The 20,340-nt window shown below is 65.7% G+C and carries 16 protein-coding genes; 13 read left to right on the forward strand and 3 right to left on the reverse strand.

Features of this window, described 5'->3' with window-relative positions:
• Positions 1 to 26 precede the first annotated feature (26 nt).
• Both LG367_RS04310 and recG read left to right on the forward strand, forming a co-directional pair.
• Entirely contained in the window at positions 27 to 2,540 is a 2,514-nt protein-coding gene (locus LG367_RS04310; RefSeq protein ID WP_226468001.1) for a TonB-dependent receptor, read from the forward strand.
• 66 nt (positions 2,541 to 2,606) lie between these two features.
• The gene (recG, locus tag LG367_RS04315; RefSeq protein WP_226468002.1) at positions 2,607 to 4,721 is read left to right on the forward strand and encodes an ATP-dependent DNA helicase RecG; all 2,115 of its coding nucleotides are present in this window, start codon (positions 2,607 to 2,609) and stop codon (positions 4,719 to 4,721) included.
• A gap of 196 nt (positions 4,722 to 4,917) precedes the next feature.
• Here the strand turns inward: recG and LG367_RS04320 are convergent, their stop codons facing one another.
• Positions 4,918 to 5,592 carry a class I SAM-dependent methyltransferase gene (locus LG367_RS04320; protein ID WP_226468003.1) on the reverse strand — a complete coding sequence of 225 codons (675 nt, stop codon included), beginning with the start codon at positions 5,590 to 5,592 and terminating at the stop codon, positions 4,918 to 4,920.
• Between the two features lie 159 nt (positions 5,593 to 5,751).
• On the opposite strand from LG367_RS04320, the gene LG367_RS04325 reads away from it, so the two are divergent.
• From LG367_RS04325 to LG367_RS04340, 4 genes are all read left to right on the forward strand, one after another.
• A complete protein-coding gene (locus tag LG367_RS04325) occupies positions 5,752 to 6,690 on the forward strand; it encodes a nucleoside hydrolase (protein WP_226468004.1) in 939 nt (312 codons plus the stop codon).
• A 116-nt stretch (positions 6,691 to 6,806) separates the two neighbouring features.
• The gene (locus tag LG367_RS04330) at positions 6,807 to 7,049 is read left to right on the forward strand and encodes a type B 50S ribosomal protein L31 (protein ID WP_226468066.1); all 243 of its coding nucleotides are present in this window, start codon (positions 6,807 to 6,809) and stop codon (positions 7,047 to 7,049) included.
• A 361-nt stretch (positions 7,050 to 7,410) separates the two neighbouring features.
• A complete protein-coding gene (locus LG367_RS04335; RefSeq protein ID WP_226468005.1) occupies positions 7,411 to 8,700 on the forward strand; it encodes a citrate synthase in 1,290 nt (429 codons plus the stop codon).
• A 4-nt stretch (positions 8,701 to 8,704) separates the two neighbouring features.
• On the forward strand, positions 8,705 to 9,277 hold the full coding sequence (locus tag LG367_RS04340; protein ID WP_226468006.1) for a hypothetical protein: 573 nt from the start codon (positions 8,705 to 8,707) through the stop codon (positions 9,275 to 9,277).
• Between the two features lie 88 nt (positions 9,278 to 9,365).
• Here the strand turns inward: LG367_RS04340 and LG367_RS04345 are convergent, their stop codons facing one another.
• Positions 9,366 to 10,007: a hypothetical protein gene (locus LG367_RS04345; RefSeq protein ID WP_226468007.1), complete on the reverse strand. Its 642-nt coding sequence runs from the start codon at positions 10,005 to 10,007 to the stop codon at positions 9,366 to 9,368.
• 187 nt (positions 10,008 to 10,194) lie between these two features.
• Positions 10,195 to 12,774 carry a penicillin-binding protein 1A gene (locus tag LG367_RS04350; protein WP_226468008.1) on the reverse strand — a complete coding sequence of 860 codons (2,580 nt, stop codon included), beginning with the start codon at positions 12,772 to 12,774 and terminating at the stop codon, positions 10,195 to 10,197.
• A gap of 358 nt (positions 12,775 to 13,132) precedes the next feature.
• Between LG367_RS04350 and LG367_RS04355 the strand changes: the two genes are divergently transcribed.
• The 7 genes from LG367_RS04355 to LG367_RS04385 all read left to right on the forward strand — a co-directional run bounded on the left by LG367_RS04355 (position 13,133) and on the right by LG367_RS04385 (position 20,340).
• Entirely contained in the window at positions 13,133 to 14,191 is a 1,059-nt protein-coding gene (locus LG367_RS04355; RefSeq protein ID WP_226468009.1) for a pilus assembly protein PilM, read from the forward strand.
• Entirely contained in the window at positions 14,191 to 14,913 is a 723-nt protein-coding gene (locus LG367_RS04360) for a PilN domain-containing protein (RefSeq protein ID WP_226468010.1), read from the forward strand. The genes LG367_RS04355 and LG367_RS04360 overlap by 1 nt, the downstream gene beginning before the upstream one ends.
• The gene (locus tag LG367_RS04365) at positions 14,910 to 15,626 is read left to right on the forward strand and encodes a type IV pilus inner membrane component PilO (protein WP_226468011.1); all 717 of its coding nucleotides are present in this window, start codon (positions 14,910 to 14,912) and stop codon (positions 15,624 to 15,626) included. Before LG367_RS04360 ends, LG367_RS04365 begins: the two co-directional genes overlap by 4 nt.
• 1 nt (position 15,627) lies before the next feature.
• Positions 15,628 to 16,161, forward strand: coding sequence for a pilus assembly protein PilP (locus LG367_RS04370; protein WP_425490907.1), 534 nt, complete (start codon positions 15,628 to 15,630; stop codon positions 16,159 to 16,161).
• Positions 16,162 to 16,175: 14 nt separating this feature from the next.
• Positions 16,176 to 18,194, forward strand: a complete 2,019-nt coding sequence (locus LG367_RS04375; RefSeq protein ID WP_226468012.1) for a type IV pilus secretin PilQ — start codon at positions 16,176 to 16,178, stop codon at positions 18,192 to 18,194.
• A 152-nt stretch (positions 18,195 to 18,346) separates the two neighbouring features.
• Positions 18,347 to 19,369 carry an AAA family ATPase gene (locus tag LG367_RS04380; protein WP_226468013.1) on the forward strand — a complete coding sequence of 341 codons (1,023 nt, stop codon included), beginning with the start codon at positions 18,347 to 18,349 and terminating at the stop codon, positions 19,367 to 19,369.
• A gap of 47 nt (positions 19,370 to 19,416) precedes the next feature.
• Entirely contained in the window at positions 19,417 to 20,340 is a 924-nt protein-coding gene (locus tag LG367_RS04385; protein ID WP_226468014.1) for a DUF58 domain-containing protein, read from the forward strand.

Consider the following 20,340-nt stretch of genomic DNA (forward strand, 5'->3'; position numbering starts at 1 on the left):
CACAATCAACGCAAGGGGAGAGGGAAATGTCGTTGAAACAACATGTCTTGTGCATTTCGATGCGTCGCGCGCTGATCGGCGCGTGCGCGCTGTCGTTCTCCGCGATCGCGCCGATCGCGGTCGCCCAGGAAGCACAGGAGGCATCGCCGCCGCAAACGCAGCCATCGCCGCAGGCGCAAGCGCCCGCGCAGGCGAAGGAAGCGGTGACGCTGGATCGCATGATCGTGACCGCGCAGAGCCGCGAGCAGGAATTGCAGGACGTGCCGATCGCGCTGCAGGTGGTGAACGAACAGCTGCTCGGTGATGTCGGCGCCGAGAATCTCGGCGATATCGAGGGGTTCGTGCCGGGTCTGCAGGTCAACAGCAACCAGCCGACGCAGCCCAGTTTCCAGCTGCGAGGCATCCAGACCGACGATTTCGGCATCGGTACGGATTCGGCCGTCGGCGTCTACATCGACGGCGTCTATGCGGGCCGAGGTGGCGGTGTGCTGCTACCGTTCACCGATGTTGAGCGCATCGAGATCCTGAAAGGACCGCAAGGCACGCTGTTCGGTCGCAACACCGCGGCCGGCGCCATTTCGATCATCACCAACAAGCCCAGCGACGAGCAGGAAGCACGCGCCAAGCTGCGTCTGGGCAATGACCATAAGCAGTACCTCGAAGCGATGGTCAATCTGCCGACGGGCGAGGATTCGGCGCTGCGCTTGAACGGCCTGTTCAATCACAGCAAGGGCTGGATCAAGGACGCCGCCACCGGCGAGGATCTGAATCCCGAGAACAACTGGGCGACACGCGCCGCCTGGCGCATGCGCTTCGGCGACAACACCAGCGCGGTGCTGAGTTGGGATCACGAAAGCCTGAGCCAGCGCGCGCAGGCGACGACCGGGATCGTTGCCCTGCCGCCTGAGCCCGGCGTGCCCCCGGTGCCGGTGGACGAGACCGCCTATCTCGATCCGCGCAAGACGCCGACCTACAACGACGCCATCGGCAGCGACGAATCACGCCGTTTCGACGGCGTCACCCTGATCGTCGACCACAGCATGGACTGGGGTTCGATGACCTCGACCACGGCTTGGCGCGACTACGACTCCAACAACACCGCGGTCGACGAGGACGGCACCAATCGCCGCAACCTGTACATCGATTCCACCAACACCGAAAGCAGCCGCAGCTACTACCAGGAGATCAAGTTCAACGGCAGCAACGAGCACGTCGATTGGGTGGCGGGCGCGAGCTACTACGACGAGAAGTCGCAGCAGACCAGCGAAGTGAACCTGTTCAGCGACAGCGTGGACACGGCGATGGTCAGCAGCGGTCTGATCCCGCCGGAATTCGTGCAGCCCAATGGTCCGCTGCCGCCGGGTGTCGGCTTGTTCACCTTCGGCCAGGGATTGCTCGACGCGTTTAACATCCCGATCAAGCTGCTCGGACAACCCTGGAACGAGGCCTATCACAACAGGCTGAAGTCGAAGTCCTACGCCTTGTTCGGCGACGTGATCTGGCACGTCAACGACAAGCTCAATCTCACCTTCGGCTTGCGCTACACGCGTGACAAGAAGGAGTTCAGCTGGTTCAATCCCGATCGCACCGCGCCCGGACTCGACGCCAGCCTCGACCAGCTCGAACAGATGGGATTGCTGGCCGCGCTGGGCCTGAACCGGGATGACTTGCTCTTCAACGTCGCCTTCAGCGATCCGGTGTCCGAGCTCTATCGCAATCAGACCGTGCGCACCAAGCACGCCTGGTCCGATTTCAGCCCGCGCTTCGTCGTCGACTATCACCTCAACGATGACACCATGGTGTTCGCCTCGCTGGCGAAGGGCTACAAGGCCGGTGGCTACAACGCGTTGCAGATCAACAGCCGCTTCGACAACGAAGAGGTGTGGAACTTCGAGACTGGCATCAAGCAGGCATTCCCGGATCTGCGCCTGCAATACAACGCCTCGCTCTTCTACTACGTCTATGACAACCGGCAGTCGACGGTGCTGGATTTCAGCACCGACATCCCGCGCTTCGTGGTCGATACCGCCGACATCGAGGCCTACGGACTCGACTTCGACACGGTGTGGAAGCCGACCGACGCGCTGAGCCTCGACTTCAACGTCGAATACATCGATTCCACGTACAAGGAGTACAAGGTCGGCAATGATGATTTGAGCGGGCAGCCCAGCGGCGAGCCGCGCTGGTCGTTCGCGGCCGGTGTGAACTACCTCTGGAATCTGAATGAGGCCGGCGATGTGCGCTTCACGCTCCGTCATGCCTATCGCGGCAAGGCCCGCTGCAACGATCAGTCGCAGGAGCAGGGCGCCTGTGGTCCCAGCCGCGCGCTCGACCTCGGCGAGGCGGAGAACCGCACCGACGTGCGCGTGGCCTGGACCTCGCCGCGCGGGCACTGGACCTGGGCCGTGTTCGGCAACAACGTTTTCGACAACCAGTACATCAACTCGCTCGGCACCTACGGCAAGACCGTGCTCGGCACGGTCGGCGCGCGCGTCACCGCGCCACGCATGTACGGTGTGGAGGCACAGCTGAAGTTCTGAGGCCAATCCCAACCCCGACCGCGCGTCGGGGTTTTGGTTTGCGGGCGTTCCCGGCATGCTTGTCGCATGCCGGCGTCCGTTCCCAATCCATCCGCATCTGATCGCGTCGATCCCGCCCACACGCCGTTGACGGCTCTGCCGGGCGTCGGCGCGCGCGTGGCGGAAAAGCTCGCGGCGCGCGATCTCCACAACCTGCAGGACCTGTGGCTGCTGCTGCCGCGGCAGTACGAGGACCGCACCGCGCTGACACCGATCCGGGTGCTGCAGCCGGGCCTGACGGCGCAGGTGGAGGGCAGGGTGGAGGCGGTCGAGCGCGGTTTCCGCTATCGGCCGATGCTGCGCGTGGCGATCAGCGACGGTTCGCAGGGCACGCTGGTGCTGCGTTTCTTTCATTTTCGCGCGGCGCAGGTGGCGCAGTTCACGCCGGGCGCGCGACTGCGCGCCTATGGCACGCCGCGTCCGGGCCAGCATGGTCTGGAAATGGTGCATCCGAGCTATCGCATCCTCGGCGCGGACGATGCCGCCGAGCTGAGCGAAGGGCTCGATCCGGTCTATCCCGCCATCGAGGGCATCGGCCCGGCGACACTGCGCAAACTGATCGGACAAGCGCTCGATCATCTGCCCGACGAGCAGGCGCTGGAACTGCTACCGCAGGCGTGGTTGCAGGAACGCAAGCTGCCCGGCCTGCGCGATGCATTGCGGATCATGCATCGCCCGCCGAAGGATGCCGACGTGGCCGCGCTGCTGGCCGGTACGCATCCTGCGCAGCGTCGTCTGGCATTGGAGGAATTGCTCGCCCACCATCTCAGCCTGCGTCGTCAGCGCATCGCCTTGCAGGCGCATGCGGCGACGCCGCTGCGTGGCGGGACATTGGCGGACAAGTTGCGCAAGGCATTGCCGTTCGCGCTCACGGGCGCGCAGGAGCGCGTGTACGCGCAGGTGCGCGAGGACTTGGCGAAGGCGATGCCGATGCTGCGCCTGGTGCAGGGCGATGTCGGCAGCGGCAAGACCGTGGTCGCGGCGCTCGCGGCGCTGCTGGCGATCGAGAACGGGCGGCAGGCCGCGCTGATGGCGCCGACCGAGCTGCTCGCCGAGCAGCACCTCAACAATCTGCGCGCATGGTTGGAGCCGCTCGGTGTGCGCATCGCCTGGCTGGCGGGCAAGGTCGCCGGCCGCGCGCGTGAAACCGCGCTGGCGTCGGTGGCTGGTGGCGAAGCGCAGTTGGTCGTCGGTACGCATGCGCTGATGCAGGAGGGTGTGGTCTTCCGCGATCTCGCGCTGGCGATCGTCGACGAGCAGCATCGCTTCGGCGTGCACCAGCGCCTGGCATTGAGAGACAAAGGCGGCGAGGACGGCCGCGTCCCGCATCAGTTGGTGATGACCGCGACGCCGATCCCACGCACGCTGGCGATGGCGGCCTACGCCGATCTCGACGTCTCGGCGATCGACGAACTGCCGCCGGGCCGCACGCCGGTGCAGACGGTCGTGCTCAGCGGCGAACGCCGGCCGGAGCTGGTGGAACGCATCCGCGCCGCCTGCGCCGAAGGACGGCAGGCGTACTGGGTGTGCACGATCATCGACGAATCGGATGAAGTGATCGCGCAGGCCGCGCAGGCCACGTTCGAAGCCTTGTCGAAGGCGCTGCCGGCATTGCGCGTCGGCTTCGTGCACGGGCGCATGAAGGCACGCGACAAGCAGGCGGCGATGATCGCGTTCAAATCCGGGGAGCTCGATCTGCTGGTGGCGACCACGGTGATCGAGGTCGGCGTCGACGTGCCGAATGCTTCGTTGATGATCGTCGAGAATGCGGAGCGGCTGGGGCTGGCGCAATTGCATCAGCTGCGCGGCCGTGTCGGTCGCGGTTCCGCGGCATCGACTTGTGTGCTGCTGTACCAGCCGCCGTTGTCGATGATGGCGAAGCAGCGATTGGAGACGATGCGCCAGACCAACGACGGCTTCGTCATCGCCGAGAAGGATCTGGAACTGCGCGGTCCCGGCGAACTGCTCGGCACGCGTCAGACGGGTTTGGCTGCGTTCCGCGTCGCCGATCTGGCTCGCGATGCCGATCTGCTGCCGTTCGTGCATCGCGTGGCCGAGCGTCTGCTGCAGGAATCGCCGCAGCTGGCGGACCGGCTGGTCGATCGCTGGATCGGCAGCGCCGCGCGCTATGCCGCTGCCTGATTCTGCATCGATTGTCGACAGTCATGTCGTGAGGCGCTGGTTCGGCGCGCATTTCGCCGAGCTGCATCCGGCCTTGCAGGCATTGATCGTGACGACGGCGTCGAGACGGGGCGCTATCGCTTCGGTGTCGTGTTATCGCTGACCGTTCTCAGGCTACTGTTGCGCTACGAAGGCATCCTGCGAATCAGTGTGCCGTTCAGCGCACCGCGATGAGGGATTTGCTCAGCCCGAAGACACGCTCCCGTTCCATCCGGGCTTCCGGGAACAGGCTGGTGAAGCGAGTCGCGTCGAGCAGGCTCGAATCCTCGATGTAGTTGGCTGCCTGGTCGAACGAGGTGGCGCGCGGGAAGGCGCCGCAGTTGCGACTGCGCACCAGGGCGATCCGCCAGGGTTCCGGCAGCCAATGAAAAAACGGCACGCGGAAATGCGGTTCGAGCGGGAACCAGTAGTCCGGCGTCTGCACGAAGTAACGCGGCGCCAGCCGACGCACCTCATTGGCCATGCGCTGCATGTCACCCCAGCGGCCGACATGCTCGATCACCGAATTCGAGTGTGCGATGTCGAAACTCCGATCCGCGAAACGCGACAGGTCCCGGCAGTCGCCAGCCAGACTGGTGAAGCGCGGATCGGTGACGGGTTCGGCTTTCAGATTGACGAGTGTGAACACCAGCGGGCGACCGCCCCAGACCGGTTCAAGATCGAGCCAGTACGACACGGTGCCGCCGACATCCAGTACATGGACCTGATCTTTCTCGCGCAGCACCTCGTCGACGATGGCGACGAAGCCGGCCAGGCGTCGTGCCCGGTACTTGGTCTGCGTGCCCCAGTGCGCATCGCCCGGCTTGGGAGCGAGCGTGGTTCCGGAATTCATGGGAGTGTCCCCTGTGATGCACTGCGCTGTGCTGGCCCCGAAACCACCCTATGCCCAACAGTGTCTACGTCACATAAAGACGGGGACGTACCCCTCCCCAGGGCCGGGAATGGCGCGAAAAAAGCGTATAAACTTCCCCGCCGAGTCCAGATACCCAGCATGACCGACAAGACTCCGCTGCTCATCGACACCGATCCCGGCGTCGACGATGCCCTCGCCCTGCTGATGGCATTCAACGATTCCCGACACGACGTCGTCGGATTGACCGTCGCCGCCGGCAACGTCGGCCTCAAGCACACCGTCGCCAATGCCCTGAAGCTGTGCGAAGTGGCCGGTCGCGCGGACATTCCCGTATTCGCCGGTTGCGCCGGCCCCTTGCTGCATCCGGCACCGGATGCCGGCTACGTGCATGGGCAGGACGGCTTCGGCGACGTCGGCTATGAGCCCGCCAAGCACAAGGCCGAGGCCGAGCACGCCGCGCAGGCGATCCTGCGCTTCTCGCACGCGCATGCCGGCAAATTGCTGCTGGTGGCGCTGGGGCCGCTGACCAACATCGCGTTGGCGCTCAAGCTCGATCCCACGCTGCCGCAGCGCGTGGCGCGTTTCGTGGTGATGGGCGGCGCGGTGACCTGCCAGGGCAACATCACGCCGGCCGCCGAGTTCAACATCTACTTCGATCCCGAGGCGGCGCACATCGTCTTCGACGCCTTCGAGCGTATCGAACTGGCCGACTGGGAGGCCGTGATCGCGCACGGGCTGCATCACGCCCGCGTGGCCGAATGGCTGAAGGCCGGCACCGAGCGCGGGCGCTTCTACGACCGCATTTCCGAGAAGACCCGGCTGTGGTCGATCGATCGCCGCGGCGACCACTGGTTCGCCGCCGACGCCCTGGCCATGGCCTATGCGCTGGAGCCGGACGGGGCACTGGAAGTGCTCGAACGCCCGATCTCGATCGAGCTCGAAGGCCGCCACGGCCGCGGCGCGACCGTGGTCGACTGGCGCCGCCAGGAAGGGCTTCCGGACAAGGCGGCGATCCTGATGCGCTACGACCAGGACCGCTTCGAGTCGCTGATCCAAGCGGCGCTGGCCGCGGGCTAGGGCGGGAAAACCGCCCGGAACCAGGCGGAAATCGGACCGGAATTGGGCCGGGTTGCATGATCCGGGCGGAGCGGGCTAAAATGCCGCTCTTTCCTTGCATGAATCTGGTGCCCGCCATGAAGGCCGACATCCACCCCCAATACCGCGAAGTCGTCTTCCAGGACGTGACTTCGGATTTCAAGTTCCTGACCCGCTCGACCCTTGGCAGCAAGGAGACGATCAAGTGGGAGGACGGCAGTGAGTATCCGCTGATCAAGGTGGAAATCTCCTCGGCCACGCATCCGTTCTACACCGGCCAGAACAAGGTCATGGACACCAGCGGCCGTATCGACAAGTTCAAGCGCCGCTACACCAAGTAATAAGCGTCCGCGCTTCGCGCGACGCCGCCGCGGCCGCCCTCGGGCGGCCGTTTGCGTTTCCGCGATCCCGAAAAACGAAGACGGTGGGTAGGCCATGAATTCCTGCCGCCTTGCGGGTCATGGGCGTGTGACGGTCGCATGATGCGGCGAGAAAATGTGGCGCTGCGGCCCATGAACCCCACCGTTCGCCAGGCGCAACGCTGCATCGCGCACCACCCGGCGGGATCGAGTCGGGACTCCAATCGCGCTATGCGATAATTGCTGCATCGCGGCAAGCCGCCGGCTTCGACCGCCGATCCCATCCACCAGCGCTGCCCAGGCAGCGCGGCTGTGAAAACGGCATGTTCTGAGGAGTGTTGCAGTGTCAACCATCGATCAGGTCACGTTGAACGCCGGCGACAAGTCGGTCGAATTGCCGGTGCTGAAACCGACGCTGGGCAACGGCTGTGTCGACATCGCCAAGCTCACCAAGGAGACGGGGTTGTTCACCTACGACTCCGGCTTCACGGCGACGGCGAGCTGCAAGTCCGCCATCACCTACATCGACGGCGACAACGGCGTGCTGCTGTATCGCGGCTACCCCATCGAGCAGCTTGCGAAGGATTCCAGCTTCCTCGAAGTCGCCTATCTGCTGATGAACGGCGAACTGCCGGACAAGGCGCAATTCGCCGCCTTCGACGACGAAGTCACGCATCACACGATGATGCACGAGTCGCTGAAGAACTTCCTGCACGGTTTCCATTACGACGCGCATCCGATGGCGATCCTGTGCGCCTCGGTGGCCTCGCTGTCGGCGTTCTATCACGACACGCTCGATCTCAATGATCCCGAGCAGCGCCGCCTGGCCGCGATCCGCCTGATCGCCAAGGTGCCGACGATCGCCGCGGCCGCCTACCGTTATTCGATCGGCTGGCCGGTCCGTTATCCGCGCAACAACCTCGAATACGTCGACCGCTTCCTGCACATGATGTTCGAGGTGCCGAGCGAGCCGTTGCAGCTGAACCCGGTGGTCGCCAAGGCGCTGGATCTGCTGTTCATCCTGCACGCCGATCACGAGCAGAACGCCTCGACCTCGACCGTGCGCCTGGTCGGTTCCACCGGCGCCAATCCCTACGCTTCGGTCGCCGCCGGCATCGCCGCGCTGTGGGGCCCGGCGCACGGCGGCGCCAACGAAGCGGTGCTGAAGATGCTGGCCGAAATCGGCGACGCCAAGAACGTCGAGAGCGCGGTAGCCAAGGCCAAGGACAAGGAATCCGGCTTCCGCCTGATGGGCTTCGGCCATCGCGTCTACAAGAACTTCGATCCGCGCGCCAAGATCATCCGCGAGATGACGCACAAGGTGCTGGGCGAACTCGGCGTCAACGATCCGTTGCTGGAAGTGGCGCTGAAGCTGGAAGAGGCGGCGCTGAAGGACGAGTACTTCATCCAGCGCAAGCTCTACCCGAACGTCGATTTCTACAGCGGCATCATCTACAAGGCGCTGAAGATTCCGACCGAGATGTTCACGGTCATGTTCGCCATCGCCCGCACCGCCGGCTGGGTGGCGCATTGGCTGGAACAGCAGGTCGATCCGGAAGCGAAGATCGGCCGTCCGCGCCAGATCTACACCGGCCACGACGTGCGCGATTACGTCGGTATCGACAAGCGCTGAGCGTGTGAACGACGCGGCGTCGTCCGGGCGGCATTCGCTGCGCGGCTTCGTCGCGTTCAAGTGGTTGGTCTACGTTCTGCTCGCCGGGAACGTCATGCTCTACGGCATGCACGGCACCGTGACCGAGCAGATCGATACCGGTGCCTGGGTCGTGTTGCTGCTCCTGTTCGAATGGGAGACGGGTGACTGGCGAACCTCGCCGCGGTTGCGGCGATGGTTGCATGGGTTGCGCATTCCCGCCGCCGCCGCGGTGGTCTGGGCCTGTTTCGATTACGCCCTGGCGCGGGAATGGCTGGACTTCGGCAATGCCCTGACCTGGCTCGGGGTGGTGGCGTTGCTGGAGCTGGAAGTGCGCATTTCGCCGCAACGCCCGCTCGCGCACGCGTTCCGGCGTTGGGCGACCGGCTTGCTGTATCTGGCGTTGGCCGGTTTTCTACTCATCTGGTTCGTGCGTGGTGTCGGCGATGGCAGCGCGGCCGTCTGGCTGGACGCCTGGGATGCGTTGCTGTGGCTGGTGGCGTTCGTGGTGATCGAACTCAACGTCTTCGGTTTCGAGCGGCGTCCGACGACCGCTTGAACCTGATCCTCGGCCTGACGCGCGTGGATGCGCGCGATCGCGTCCGCGCATCATCGTGCGAACAAACGATGCGGATACGACACGCCGCCTATGCTTCGTAGGCGGCGATCTCTTCCTCGGTCAGCATCTGCCGCAACTGCGAGGCGGACGCGCGTTTCATCGGTTTCTCGTCGACGCCCGACAACGGTGCCTGCCGCAGCGCGTCGGCGGGCAGCACGGTGAGATCGAAAGAGAACTCCTCGGCGCTGAACACCCAGACCGGAAAATCGCCTTCGCGCGAACGATCCAGGCGCAGGCGGCGGTTGCGGCTGTCGGCGGGAATGCGATGCTCTTCGAGGAAGCGCACGACCGCTTCGGCATCGTCGGTGTAGAGCTGCAATGCGACCGGCGCGTTGGCATCGGCGGTGCCCTCGAGCACCGGGCCGACGAGGCGGGCATCGAAGGCGGCGAAGAATTCCAGCGCGCGCAGCGCGGCATCGCGGCGCGCGCGCAGGGCATCGCGATGAGCGCCGCCGACAAACAGGCGCTGATATTCGCGCAGCGCATCCTCGATCTCGCGATTGCGTGGTAGCGAGGCGTCGTCGTGGATGCCGAGGCGGCTGGCGGCCTTGAGCTTGGCTTGGTGATAGTCGCGAATACCGCCTTCGGCCATCAGGCGCGCGGCTTCATGAGCGAGACGGCGGCGACGTTCGCGGGTTCGTGTCTCGGCGTGCTGACGGGCGTGGTGCATCGCATGCTCCCGGATCAAGCCTCGCCGGACTGTACACGAAGTTTTATGCATGTCTACCAAACGTCCCGGTCGAAATGACGAATCGGGCGTTAGGAAACGAGACAGATAGACACAACCGGCATCGGTCGGCGATGCCGGAAGAATGGGCCGGCTCCTCGCAGGAATTCACCCGCGGGAACTCAGCGGCTCAGAAGATGTCGAAGGATTTCTCGTCCGGCGCCTGCTCGACGTCTTCGTTGGTGTAGGTTTCCATGCGTTCGAGGTCTTCGGCCTTGACCCATTCGACGATGCCGCCGCTGCCGCCCGGGATCAGCGTGCCGTTGCCGGCGACGGTGACCTTGACCATGCCCTGCGGCGGATCGTTGCGCGCGATCGGCACGTCCTTCAGCGCCACGCGCATGTAGTCGATCCAGATCGGCAGGGCGGCCTTGCCGCCGTATTCGCGGTAGCCGAGCGAACGGAAGTCGTCGCGTCCCACCCAGACGGTGGTGACGAGATTGCCGCCGAAGCCGGAGAACCAGGCGTCGCGGTGGTCGTTGGTGGAGCCGGTCTTGCCGCCGACGTCCTCGCGTCCGAGCACCTTGGCGGCGGTACCGGTGCCGCGCTGGACCACATCGCGCATCATCGAGACCAATTGATAGGCGACGCGTTCGTCGATGGCGCGCGGCGCGAGTGGCGTGCCGGGCGGAGGCGGCGGTGCGAGCGGCGCGGTGTCCGCTTCGGCCTTGGCGTCCTTCTTGTCTTTGCCGTTCTTGTCCTTGCCGGCGACGCTCTTGTCGGTGGGCGCGGGTGGCGATGCGCCGGGGCCGAGATTGAAGCCGTCGACGACGTTGGAAACCTGGATGCCCTGTTCGCCCGCGGCCTGGCTGCAGCTACGGCAGGCGGTCGGCGGCTTCTCCTTGAAGATGACCTTGCCGTCGCGGTCCTTCACTTCGTCGATGAACCAGGGAGTGATGCGGAAGCCGCCGTTGGCGAACACGGCGTAGCCGCGCGCGACATCGATGGTCGGCAGCGAGGCGGTGCCGAGCGACATCGACAGGTTGGGCGGCAGCAGCGCCTCGTCGATGCCGAAGTGGCTGATGTAGCGGCGCGCGTAGTCGACGCCGATGGCATCGAGCAGGCGCACCGAAACGAGATTGCGCGACTGCACCAGGGCTTCGCGCAGGCGCATCGGGCCGGCGAAGTTGCCGGTGTCGTTCTGCGGACGCCACATCTGGCCGCGGCGCATGCGGAACACGACCGGTGCATCGAGCACGATCGAGGCGGGGTTGTAGCCGCGCTCGAAGGAAGCGGCGTAGAGGAAGGGCTTGAAGCTCGAGCCGGGCTGGCGTCGCGATTGCGTGGCGCGGTTGAACTTGCTGCCGGCGAAGCTGAAACCACCGACCAGGGCACGCAGGGCGCCGGTGTCGGGTTCCAGCGACACCAGCGTCGCCTGCGCCAGCGGCAGCTGGTCGAGGCGCCAGCTCACCGTGACCGCCGGCGGCGGCTGCGGCGCGTCGGTGGCGCCGGTCTTGTCGTTGCCGGCCGGTGGCGTCGCGGTCTTCACCGGCGTCTCGATCTTGCGCACGCGCGCGAGGTCGCCGCGCACGAGCAGGGCCGAGGGCGCGCGTCCGGTCCAGCGGCTGCTGGCCGCATCCAGCGTCAGTGTGGTGCCGTCGGCGAGGACGAGGTCGGCGGTGCCGCCGCCGCTGCGCAGAACCACCGCCGGATACAGGCCGCCCTGCGATGCGATCCCGCGCAGGCGCGCGGCCGCGGCGGTGGCGTCCTCGTTCGCGGCCAGGTCGAAGTGCTGCTCGACCTTGCGCCAGCCGTGACGGTGGTCGTAGGTCTCCAGGCCATCGCGGATCGCCTTGTCGGCGGCGGCCTGCATCACGGGGTCGATGGTGGTGGTGACGTGATAGCCCTTGGTGAGCGCCTCGCCGCCGTAACGGGCGAGCATCTCCTGCCGCACCATTTCCGCGACGTAAGGCGAGTAGACCTCCACCGGCCGCTCGTGCGGCGTGGCGTGCATCGCCGCGGTCTTGGCCTGCGCGACTTCATCGGCACCGGCGTAGCCGAGTTCGGCCATGCGGTCGAGGATGTAGTCGCGACGCAGCTTGTTGCGCTCGGGATTGCTGATGGGATTGCCGCTGGAGGGGAACTTCGGCGTACCGGCCAGGGTGGCGATCTCGTCCAGGCTGAGCTGGTCCAGCGGCCTGCCGTAGTAGTACTCCGATGCCGCGGCGACGCCGTAGGCGCGATTGCCGAAGAAGCTCTTGTTGAGGTACAGCTCGAGGATCTCGTCCTTGGTCAGCTCGCGCTCCATCTTCATCGCCAGCAGCATTTCCTGCAGCTTGCGCATGTAGCTGTATTCGGAGCTGAGGAAGAACTGCCGCGCCACCTGCTGGGTGATGGTCGAGCCGCCGGGCACGCGCTGGTCGTTGGTGGTGGCGAGCAGCCAGATGGCGCGTCCCACGCCTTTGTAGTCGACGCCGTGGTGCTGGTAGAAGCGGCTGTCCTCGATCGCGATGAAGGCGTCCTTCACACGCTTGGGCACTTTCTCGATGGCGATGGGATAGCGCCGGGTCTCGCCGAACAGCGCCATCAGGCGGCCGTCGCGCGCGTAGACGTACATCGGTTCCTGCAACTCGATGTGGCGCAGCGTCTGCACGTCCGGCAGGCGCGAGGACACGACGACGTAGAGCGTACCGAGTGCCAGTCCTCCCAGGATGATCGCGGCGACGCAAACGATCAGTGTCCAGCGCAACAGGCGGCGAAAGCGTGACATCAAGCGGGTCCCTGGGGTGTGTAACGAGGTTGTCGTGGCCGCGGAAGTATAGAGGACCGGCCTGATCGGCCCCGGAATGGGGGCGGGGGCGCCTCCCGGTAAGCGTTTCCGGCCGCGTCACGCCCGTCACACCGCGAAACGCCTTAGAAAGTGGGCGTGGCGACCCGATGCGTCGATTTTTGGCATGACAGTTGCATGTCGGTCGTAAACGAACGCTTCACGTCGCTTGTGCGACCAAAAATGCGGGCATTGCGACACGCTCTGACAACTTGGCGGTTGCCAGGCAGTGAAAAGTCCGTTATCTAATGACGCTGGGGCACGAGAAGCGCTATGCGCGCCCGTGAAATGGGGAGAGATCGTGGGGTTACTTACTAAGAGCCAGGTCCCGCTGGTCGGGGTCGATATCAGCTCGACGGCTGTAAAGCTGGTGCAATTGTCGCGTGCGGGCGAGCGTTATCGGGTCGAGCACTACGCCATCGAGCCGCTGCCCGCGAACGCGGTGGTGGAGAAGAACATCGTCGAGGTCGACGCGGTCGCGGGTGCCGTCCGGCGCGCGCTGACGCGTTCGGGCAGCCGCGCCAAGCATGCCGCCGCCGCCGTGGCGGGATCGGCGGTGATCACCAAGATCATTCCGATGCCGGCCGATCTCGACGACGACGAGCTGGAATCGCAGGTCGAGCTCGAAGCCGCCAACTACATCCCGTATCCGATCGAGGAAGTGAACCTCGATTACGAAGTGCTCGGCGCGATGCCCGGCAACAACGAGATGGTGCAGGTGCTGCTGGCCGCGTCGCGTTCGGAGAATGTCGAGCTGCGCGCTTCGGCGCTCGAACTCGGCGGGCTCTCGGCGAAGGTGATGGATGTGGAGGCGCTCGCGATCGAGAACGCCTTCGCGCTGGTGTCGCACTCGCTCAACCTGCCGCATGGCGGCCTGGTGGCGCTGGTCGACATCGGCGCGAGCACGACCACGCTGAGCATTCTGCGCAACGGCCGCAGCCTGTACAGCCGCGAACAGATGTTCGGCGGCAAGCAGCTCACCGACGAGGTGATGCGCCGCTACGGGCTGAGCTACGAGGACGCCGCGCTTGCCAAGCGCCAGGGCGGCCTGCCGGAAAGCTACGCCATCGAAGTGCTGGAACCCTTCAAGGAAACGCTGGTGCAGCAGATCGGACGTCTGCTGCAGTTCTTCTATGCGGGCAGCGAGTTCAATCGCGTCGACCAGATCGTGCTGGCCGGCGGATGCGCCTCCATTCCCGGCGTCGCCGAGATGGTGGTGGAACAACTCGGTGTCCCGACCGTGGTCGCCAATCCGATGGCGCAGATGACGTTGGGCGCGCGCGTGCAGGCACACATGCTGCAGCAGGATGCGCCGGCGCTGATGATCGCGGTGGGCCTGGCCCTGAGGAGCTTTGACTGATGGCGCGGATCAATTTGTTGCCGTGGCGGGCGGAACGCCGCAAGCAGCGCCAGAAGGAATTCATGATCATGCTCGGGCTCTTCGCCCTGGGCGGCGTGTTCCTCTGGTTCCTGGTGAACACCTACTACAACAACCAGATCGACGGCCAGAACGCGCGCAACGCCTACATGGAGGCGCGGATCAAGGAAGTGCAGAAGCAGATCGAGGAGATCAAGCAGCTCGACGAGAAGAAGGCGCGGCTGCTCAAGCGCAAGGAGATCATCGAGAAGCTGCAGTCCGACCGCTCGAAGATGGTGCATCTGTTCGATTCGCTGGTGCGCACGATTCCCGACGGCGTGGTGCTGACCTCGATCAAGCAGGAGGGCGAGAAGCTCACCCTGGAAGGTCGCTCGCAGTCCAATGCGCGCGTGAGCAATTACATGCGCAATCTGGAAAATTCCGGTTGGATGACCAAGCCGGATCTGTCCGTGATCCAGGCCAAGGGTGCGGTGAAGGGCCTGCCTTACGTCTTCACCCTGGCGGTGACGACCGCGAATCCCAACGCGCCGCGTGACGAGGACGGCGACGGCATTCCCGATGCGCCGCCACCAGAGCAGACGCCCGGTGCGGTCGGTGCCACGGGCACGACGCCGGCCGCCGGCACGCAGCCGGCCGCGCCACCAGCGGCGCCTGCCGCCGCCAAGCCGACCGACGCCAAGCCTGCCGCGGGAGCCACGCCATGAGCCAGAAAAAGGTGTCGCTCAAACAGCTGGACATCAACAGCATCGGATCGTGGCCGCGGACCTACCAGATGGGGTTCTGCGCGCTCATCGCCCTGATCATCTTCGGCCTGATGTGGTGGTTGCTGACCAGCGACAAGGGCGATGTGCTGAAGGGGTTGGAGAACAAGGAAACCGAGCTGCGCGCCAAGTTCCAGAAGGATCAGGGCCGCGCCGCCAATCTCGAGCCGCTGAAGCAGCAGTTGGCACAGATGGAGCAGCAGTTGCAGCAGATGCTGCGTCAGCTGCCCAGCAAGACCGAGATGCCCGACCTGATCACCGACATCTCGCAGACGGCGCTGGCCACCGGCATCCGCAACGAGCTGTTCCGGCCCCAGCCCGAGACGTTGAAGGAGTTCTACGCCGAGAAGCCCATCGACCTGGAAATGGTGGGGACCTATCACCAGTTCGGCGCCTTCGTCAGCGGCGTGGCTTCGTTGCCGCGCGTGGTCATCATGACGATGCACAACATCTCCCTGAAACCCGTGAATGCGGACAAGGATCCACTCGCATCGCTGCGCCCGGACGGCAGCCTGAAGCTCGCCGGTACCGTGAAGACCTATCGCTACCTCGACGAGCAGGAAGTGGCCGAGCAGGAAAAGGCCGCCGCCGATGCCGCCGCCAAGGAGAACAAGGGCAAGAAGAAGCCCAAGGCCGCTGCCGGAGGGGAGAGCTGACATGCGCATGATCGTCACTTCGCGTTCCCTCGCACTGTTTGCCGTTGTCCTGGCGCTGACCGGCTGTGGCCGCGGCATCACCAGCACGCCCGGCGATGCGCCGAACCTCGAGGAATGGGTCGCCGAGATCAAGGCCAAGCCGGCGCCGCCGCTGGATCCCTTGCCGGTGATGCAGCAGTTCGAGACCTTTGAATACGCCGCGCAGGGGCTGCGCGATCCGTTTAGCGATGCCTTCACCGACGAAGACACGGGAAGTGGTCCGCGTCCGGACTCGCATCGCCGCAAGCAGCCACTGGAGCAATTTCCGCTGGATACGCTCGACATGGTGGGTACGATCCAGGCCGGTGGCCTTGTCGCTCTGGTGCAGGCGCCTGACAAGGTCGTCTATCGCGTGCAGTCAGGCATGTACATTGGCCAAAACGATGGTCGTGTAACATCGGTCAGCAAGGACAAGATCGAACTCGTTGAATTGGTGCCCGACGGTGCAGGGGGCTGGCTTGAAAGGCCGGCGTCGGTCGCGCTCGAAGACAAGTGACTAGGGGAGATCAGATGTTTGTTAAAAGACAGTTAGACTCGCATCGGGGTCGTGCCTCGGTATTGCGCGCGGGCACCGTAGGGCTCGCCGCGGGCCTGTTGGCGGCCTTCGGTGCCGTCCATGCAGCCCCTATCGACGGTGCCACTGCGATCCCTGCTTCCGCACAGAGCGTCGCCGCGACCGCTGGCGTCGATCCTGCCAAGCGACTTCCGGGCGGCGTTTCGATTTCCAATCTGGACTTCAAGCGCGGTGACGGCGGCTCCGGCAAGCTGATCATGCGTTTCAGCGGTGACGGCGCGATGCCGGACATGCGCACGCAAGGTTCCAGCGTGGTGATCGACGTCGGCAACGCCAATCTGGCACCGGCGCTGCAGAAGCCACTCAACGTCACCGACTTCGCCACGCCCGTGCAGCGTATCGACGCCAACCAGGTCGGTACCGGTTCGCGCATCGTGCTGGCAACGCAGGGCACGTTCGAGCCGATGGCCTATCAGACCGGTCGCGACTACGTGGTCGAGATCGTGCCGCGTGCCGCGGCGTCCGCGCCCACGGGTCGTGCCGTTGGTGCGACGACCACTAGCACCGCCGCCGGCGCGCAGGCGACGGCCGGTGAAGCCACGCGCATGTACACGGGTCGTCCCGTCACCTTCGATTTCCAGAGCATCGCCGTCAGAACGGTGCTGAAGATCATCGCCGACGAAGCCCATCTCAACATCGTGGCCTCCGACACCGTGCAGGGCGACATGACCCTGCGCCTGGACAACGTGCCGTGGGATCAGGCGCTGGACATCGTCTTGCAGGCCAAGGGGCTGGACAAGCGCCGTAGCGGCAACGTGATCTGGGTGGCGCCGCAGGCGGAGATCGCCAGCGCCGAACAGGCCAGGGCCGACGCGCGCATCGCCATCGAGGAGCGTGCCGAGACGGTGACCGAGTACATCCCGGTCAACTACGCCAACGCCGAGGACATCGCCAAGCTGCTGACCGAGGAAAGCAAGAGCGGCAGTGGTGGCGGTGGCGCCCAGAGCCGCGGCTTCCTGTCCGCGCGCGGCAGCATCAGCTTCGACCGCCGCACCAACACGCTGCTGGTGATCGACATCCCGCAGCGCGTGCAGAACGTGAAGAATCTTGTCAGCCAGCTCGACCGCCCGGTCGATCAGGTGGTGATCGAGGCCCGGATCGTGATCGCCAACGAGTCCTTCGCGCGCGAGCTCGGTGCCAAGTTCGGCATCAGCGGCAGCAACATGAAGGGCGACAAGTATTTCAGCGGCGATCTCGGCGCCAACATCAACAACATCAATGCCGAGGCCACTGCGCAACGGGAATACAACCAGTCGCTTCAGGACTACACGGCAGCGCACGATGCCTGGGAACGGGGGGGTGGAACCGGCCCCGAGCCGCAGGCACCGCTTGGCCCGCTGCGCACGCTGACTCGCGGCTTGAACGTCAACCTGCCGGTCACCAACGCCGCCGGCGCGCTCGCCCTGTCGATCCTCAACGCCGGCTACCTGCTCGACATCGAGCTGTCGGCGCTGCAGCAGGAACAGCGTGGCGAAGTGGTCTCCAACCCGCGCGTGGTGACCAGCAACCAGCGTGAAGCGGTCATCACCCAGGGCCGCGAGATCGGCTACATCACCGTCACCGGCCAGAATGCCAACGTGCCGACGGTGCAGTTCAAGGACGCCGTGCTCGAACTGAAGGTCACGCCCACCATCACCAATGACGGCCGCGTGTTCCTGGCCATGGCGATGAAGAAGGACGAGATCGCCGACTACACCACCATCGCCGGCCTCGGCTCGGTGCCGAACCTGGCCAAGCGCTCGATCAACACCGCGGTGCTGGTCGAAGACGGCCAGACGGTGGTCATCGGTGGCGTCTACGAGTTCAACGACCGCAGCGACGTGACCAAGGTGCCGTTCCTCGGCGATCTGCCGATCCTCGGCAACCTGTTCCGCAAGAAGGGCCGCAGCAAGCAGAAGGCCGAGCTGCTGATCTTCGTCACGCCGAAGGTGCTGAAAGTCGCTCAGCGCAATTGATCACGGCGACAGCCGACCGGACGGGGCCTGCGGGCCCCGTTCGCGTTTTCGTGTCGAGGTTTCCTTAACGGACGAAGGACCGGCAGGAACCAGAGGCCGCTGAATCAGTCAAACTCGGCCTGACGCCAACCCGCGCCGCTGCCCGTAACGCCATGGATACCGCTGCCTCGTACGACGTCCCCAAAAACGACCAACCCTCGGACCTTTCGCGCCTCCACGGCCTGTTCCATGCCTTGCGCGAGGATCTCAGCCACGAGATCGTCGGCCAGGCCGCGCTCATCGAGCGCCTGCTGATCGCGTTGCTGGCCGACGGGCATCTGCTGGTCGAAGGCGCGCCCGGCCTCGCCAAGACTACCGCCATCCGTGCGTTGTCCTCGCGCATCGAGGCCGATTTCGCCCGTGTGCAGTTCACGCCCGACCTGCTGCCGGCCGATCTCACCGGCACCGAGGTCTGGCGCCCGCAGGACGGGCACTTCGAATTCCAGCCGGGACCGATCTTCCACTCCGTGCTGCTCGCCGACGAGATCAACCGCGCGCCTGCGAAGGTGCAATCGGCGCTGCTGGAAGCGATGGGCGAGCGCCAGGTGACCGTCGGCCGCCAGACCTACGGCCTATCGCCGTTGTTCCTGGTGATGGCCACGCAGAATCCGATCGAGCAGGAAGGCACTTTCCCGCTGCCGGAAGCGCAGCTCGACCGTTTCCTGATGTACGTGCGCATCGGCTATCCGGAAGCCGCGGCCGAAAGCGAGATCCTGCGGCTGGCTCGCGAGCGCGCGCGTCAGGCGCAGCAGCCCGCGCGCGCGCCGGCGACCAAGATCGTGCCCGCGGACGTGTTCGCCGCGCGCAACGCCGTGCTCGATCTGCACGTCGCGCCGCAGGTGGAACGTTATCTGGTCGAACTGGTGCTGGCCTCGCGCGATGCGCGGCGCTACGACGCCGACCTCGCGCGCCGCATCGGTTGGGGCGCCAGCCCGCGCGGATCGATCGCGCTGGAGCGTTGCGCGCGCGCACGCGCCTGGCTGGGCGGCCGCGACTTCGTCACCCCCGATGACGTGCGCGCCATCGCGCCGGACGTGCTGCGCCATCGCGTGCTGCCGAGCTACGAAGCAACCGCGGAAGGCTGGGACGGCGAGCGGTTGGTGCGGGCGCTGCTGGACAAGGTGCCGTTGCCGTAAGGCGCGGCCTCGATCGCGCTCGCCATCTTGCCGCCCATCATCCCCGCATGAGCATGCAACCGGTTGCCCATTCCGTCGCGCTCGGCAACGGCATCACGCCGACGCTGGCCGAACTCGTCGCCTTGCGCGCCGCCGCGCAGGGACGGCGACCGCCGCGACGCGGGCGTCATGGCGTCAGCGGACAGGCGTTGTCGCCGCAGCGCGGCCGCGGCATGGAATACGCGGAATCGCGCGAGTACACGATTGGTGATGATGCGCGACATATCGATTGGCGGCTCACCGCGCGCTCCGGTCGTCCGCACACAAAATTATTTCAGGCCGAACGCGAACGCCTCACGCTGATCGTCGCCGACACCGCGCCGTCGCTGTACTTCGGCACGCGCGTGCGCTTCAAGTCGGTACAGGCCGCGCGCGCCGGCGCCATCGCCGCGTGGGCCGCGGTACGCGACGGCGATCGCATCGCGGCGTTGCGCGGTAACGGTTCCGAGCCACCGGTCGCGCCAGCCTCGGGGCCGCGTGGCGCATTGCGAGTGCTCGATGCGCTGGTGCGCTGGTATGCGCAGCCGCCAGCCGGCGATGCCGGGCTCGGTGTCGCGCTCGATCATGCGCGGCGCGTGCTGCGTCCCGGCTCGCGCCTGCTGGTGCTGGCCGATCCCGCCAGCATCATGGCAATTCCCGACGAGCGCTGGCCCTCGCTGGCGATGCACAACGAAGTGATCGTGCTGCTGCTCAGCGATCCGCTGGAGCGCGTGCCGCCGCGTGCCACGTTGCCGTTCGCGAGTGCGGGACATCGCGTCGAACTCGATCTCGCGGCCGATGCGCCGCGACAGCGCTGGCGGCAGGAATTCGTACGGCCGCTGGAAGCCACACTCGCGCGTCTGCCCGCGCGAGGCATCCGTGTGCAGGTGCTGTCGAGCGAGATGCCCAGTGATGCGTGGCTGCCGATTTTCGGCAAGACGAGGGCCGGCTGA

This window comes from Luteimonas panaciterrae (assembly GCF_020511115.1).
Lineage (GTDB): Bacteria > Pseudomonadota > Gammaproteobacteria > Xanthomonadales > Xanthomonadaceae > Luteimonas > Luteimonas panaciterrae.

What these genes read in the sequence shown, in the direction of transcription:
- LG367_RS04310 (WP_226468001.1), top strand. Translation starts at nt 27, where the DNA reads ATGTCGTTGAAACAACATGTCTTGTGCATTTCGATGCGTCGCGCGCTG.
- recG (WP_226468002.1), top strand. Translation starts at nt 2,607, where the DNA reads ATGCCGGCGTCCGTTCCCAATCCATCCGCATCTGATCGCGTCGATCCC.
- LG367_RS04320 (WP_226468003.1), bottom strand. Translation starts at nt 5,592, where the DNA reads ATGAATTCCGGAACCACGCTCGCTCCCAAGCCGGGCGATGCGCACTGG.
- LG367_RS04325 (WP_226468004.1), top strand. Translation starts at nt 5,752, where the DNA reads ATGACCGACAAGACTCCGCTGCTCATCGACACCGATCCCGGCGTCGAC.
- LG367_RS04330 (WP_226468066.1), top strand. Translation starts at nt 6,807, where the DNA reads ATGAAGGCCGACATCCACCCCCAATACCGCGAAGTCGTCTTCCAGGAC.
- LG367_RS04345 (WP_226468007.1), bottom strand. Translation starts at nt 10,007, where the DNA reads ATGCACCACGCCCGTCAGCACGCCGAGACACGAACCCGCGAACGTCGC.
- LG367_RS04350 (WP_226468008.1), bottom strand. Translation starts at nt 12,774, where the DNA reads ATGTCACGCTTTCGCCGCCTGTTGCGCTGGACACTGATCGTTTGCGTC.
- LG367_RS04360 (WP_226468010.1), top strand. Translation starts at nt 14,191, where the DNA reads ATGGCGCGGATCAATTTGTTGCCGTGGCGGGCGGAACGCCGCAAGCAG.
- LG367_RS04365 (WP_226468011.1), top strand. Translation starts at nt 14,910, where the DNA reads ATGAGCCAGAAAAAGGTGTCGCTCAAACAGCTGGACATCAACAGCATC.
- LG367_RS04370 (WP_425490907.1), top strand. Translation starts at nt 15,628, where the DNA reads ATGCGCATGATCGTCACTTCGCGTTCCCTCGCACTGTTTGCCGTTGTC.
- LG367_RS04375 (WP_226468012.1), top strand. Translation starts at nt 16,176, where the DNA reads ATGTTTGTTAAAAGACAGTTAGACTCGCATCGGGGTCGTGCCTCGGTA.
- LG367_RS04380 (WP_226468013.1), top strand. Translation starts at nt 18,347, where the DNA reads ATGGATACCGCTGCCTCGTACGACGTCCCCAAAAACGACCAACCCTCG.
- LG367_RS04385 (WP_226468014.1), top strand. Translation starts at nt 19,417, where the DNA reads ATGAGCATGCAACCGGTTGCCCATTCCGTCGCGCTCGGCAACGGCATC.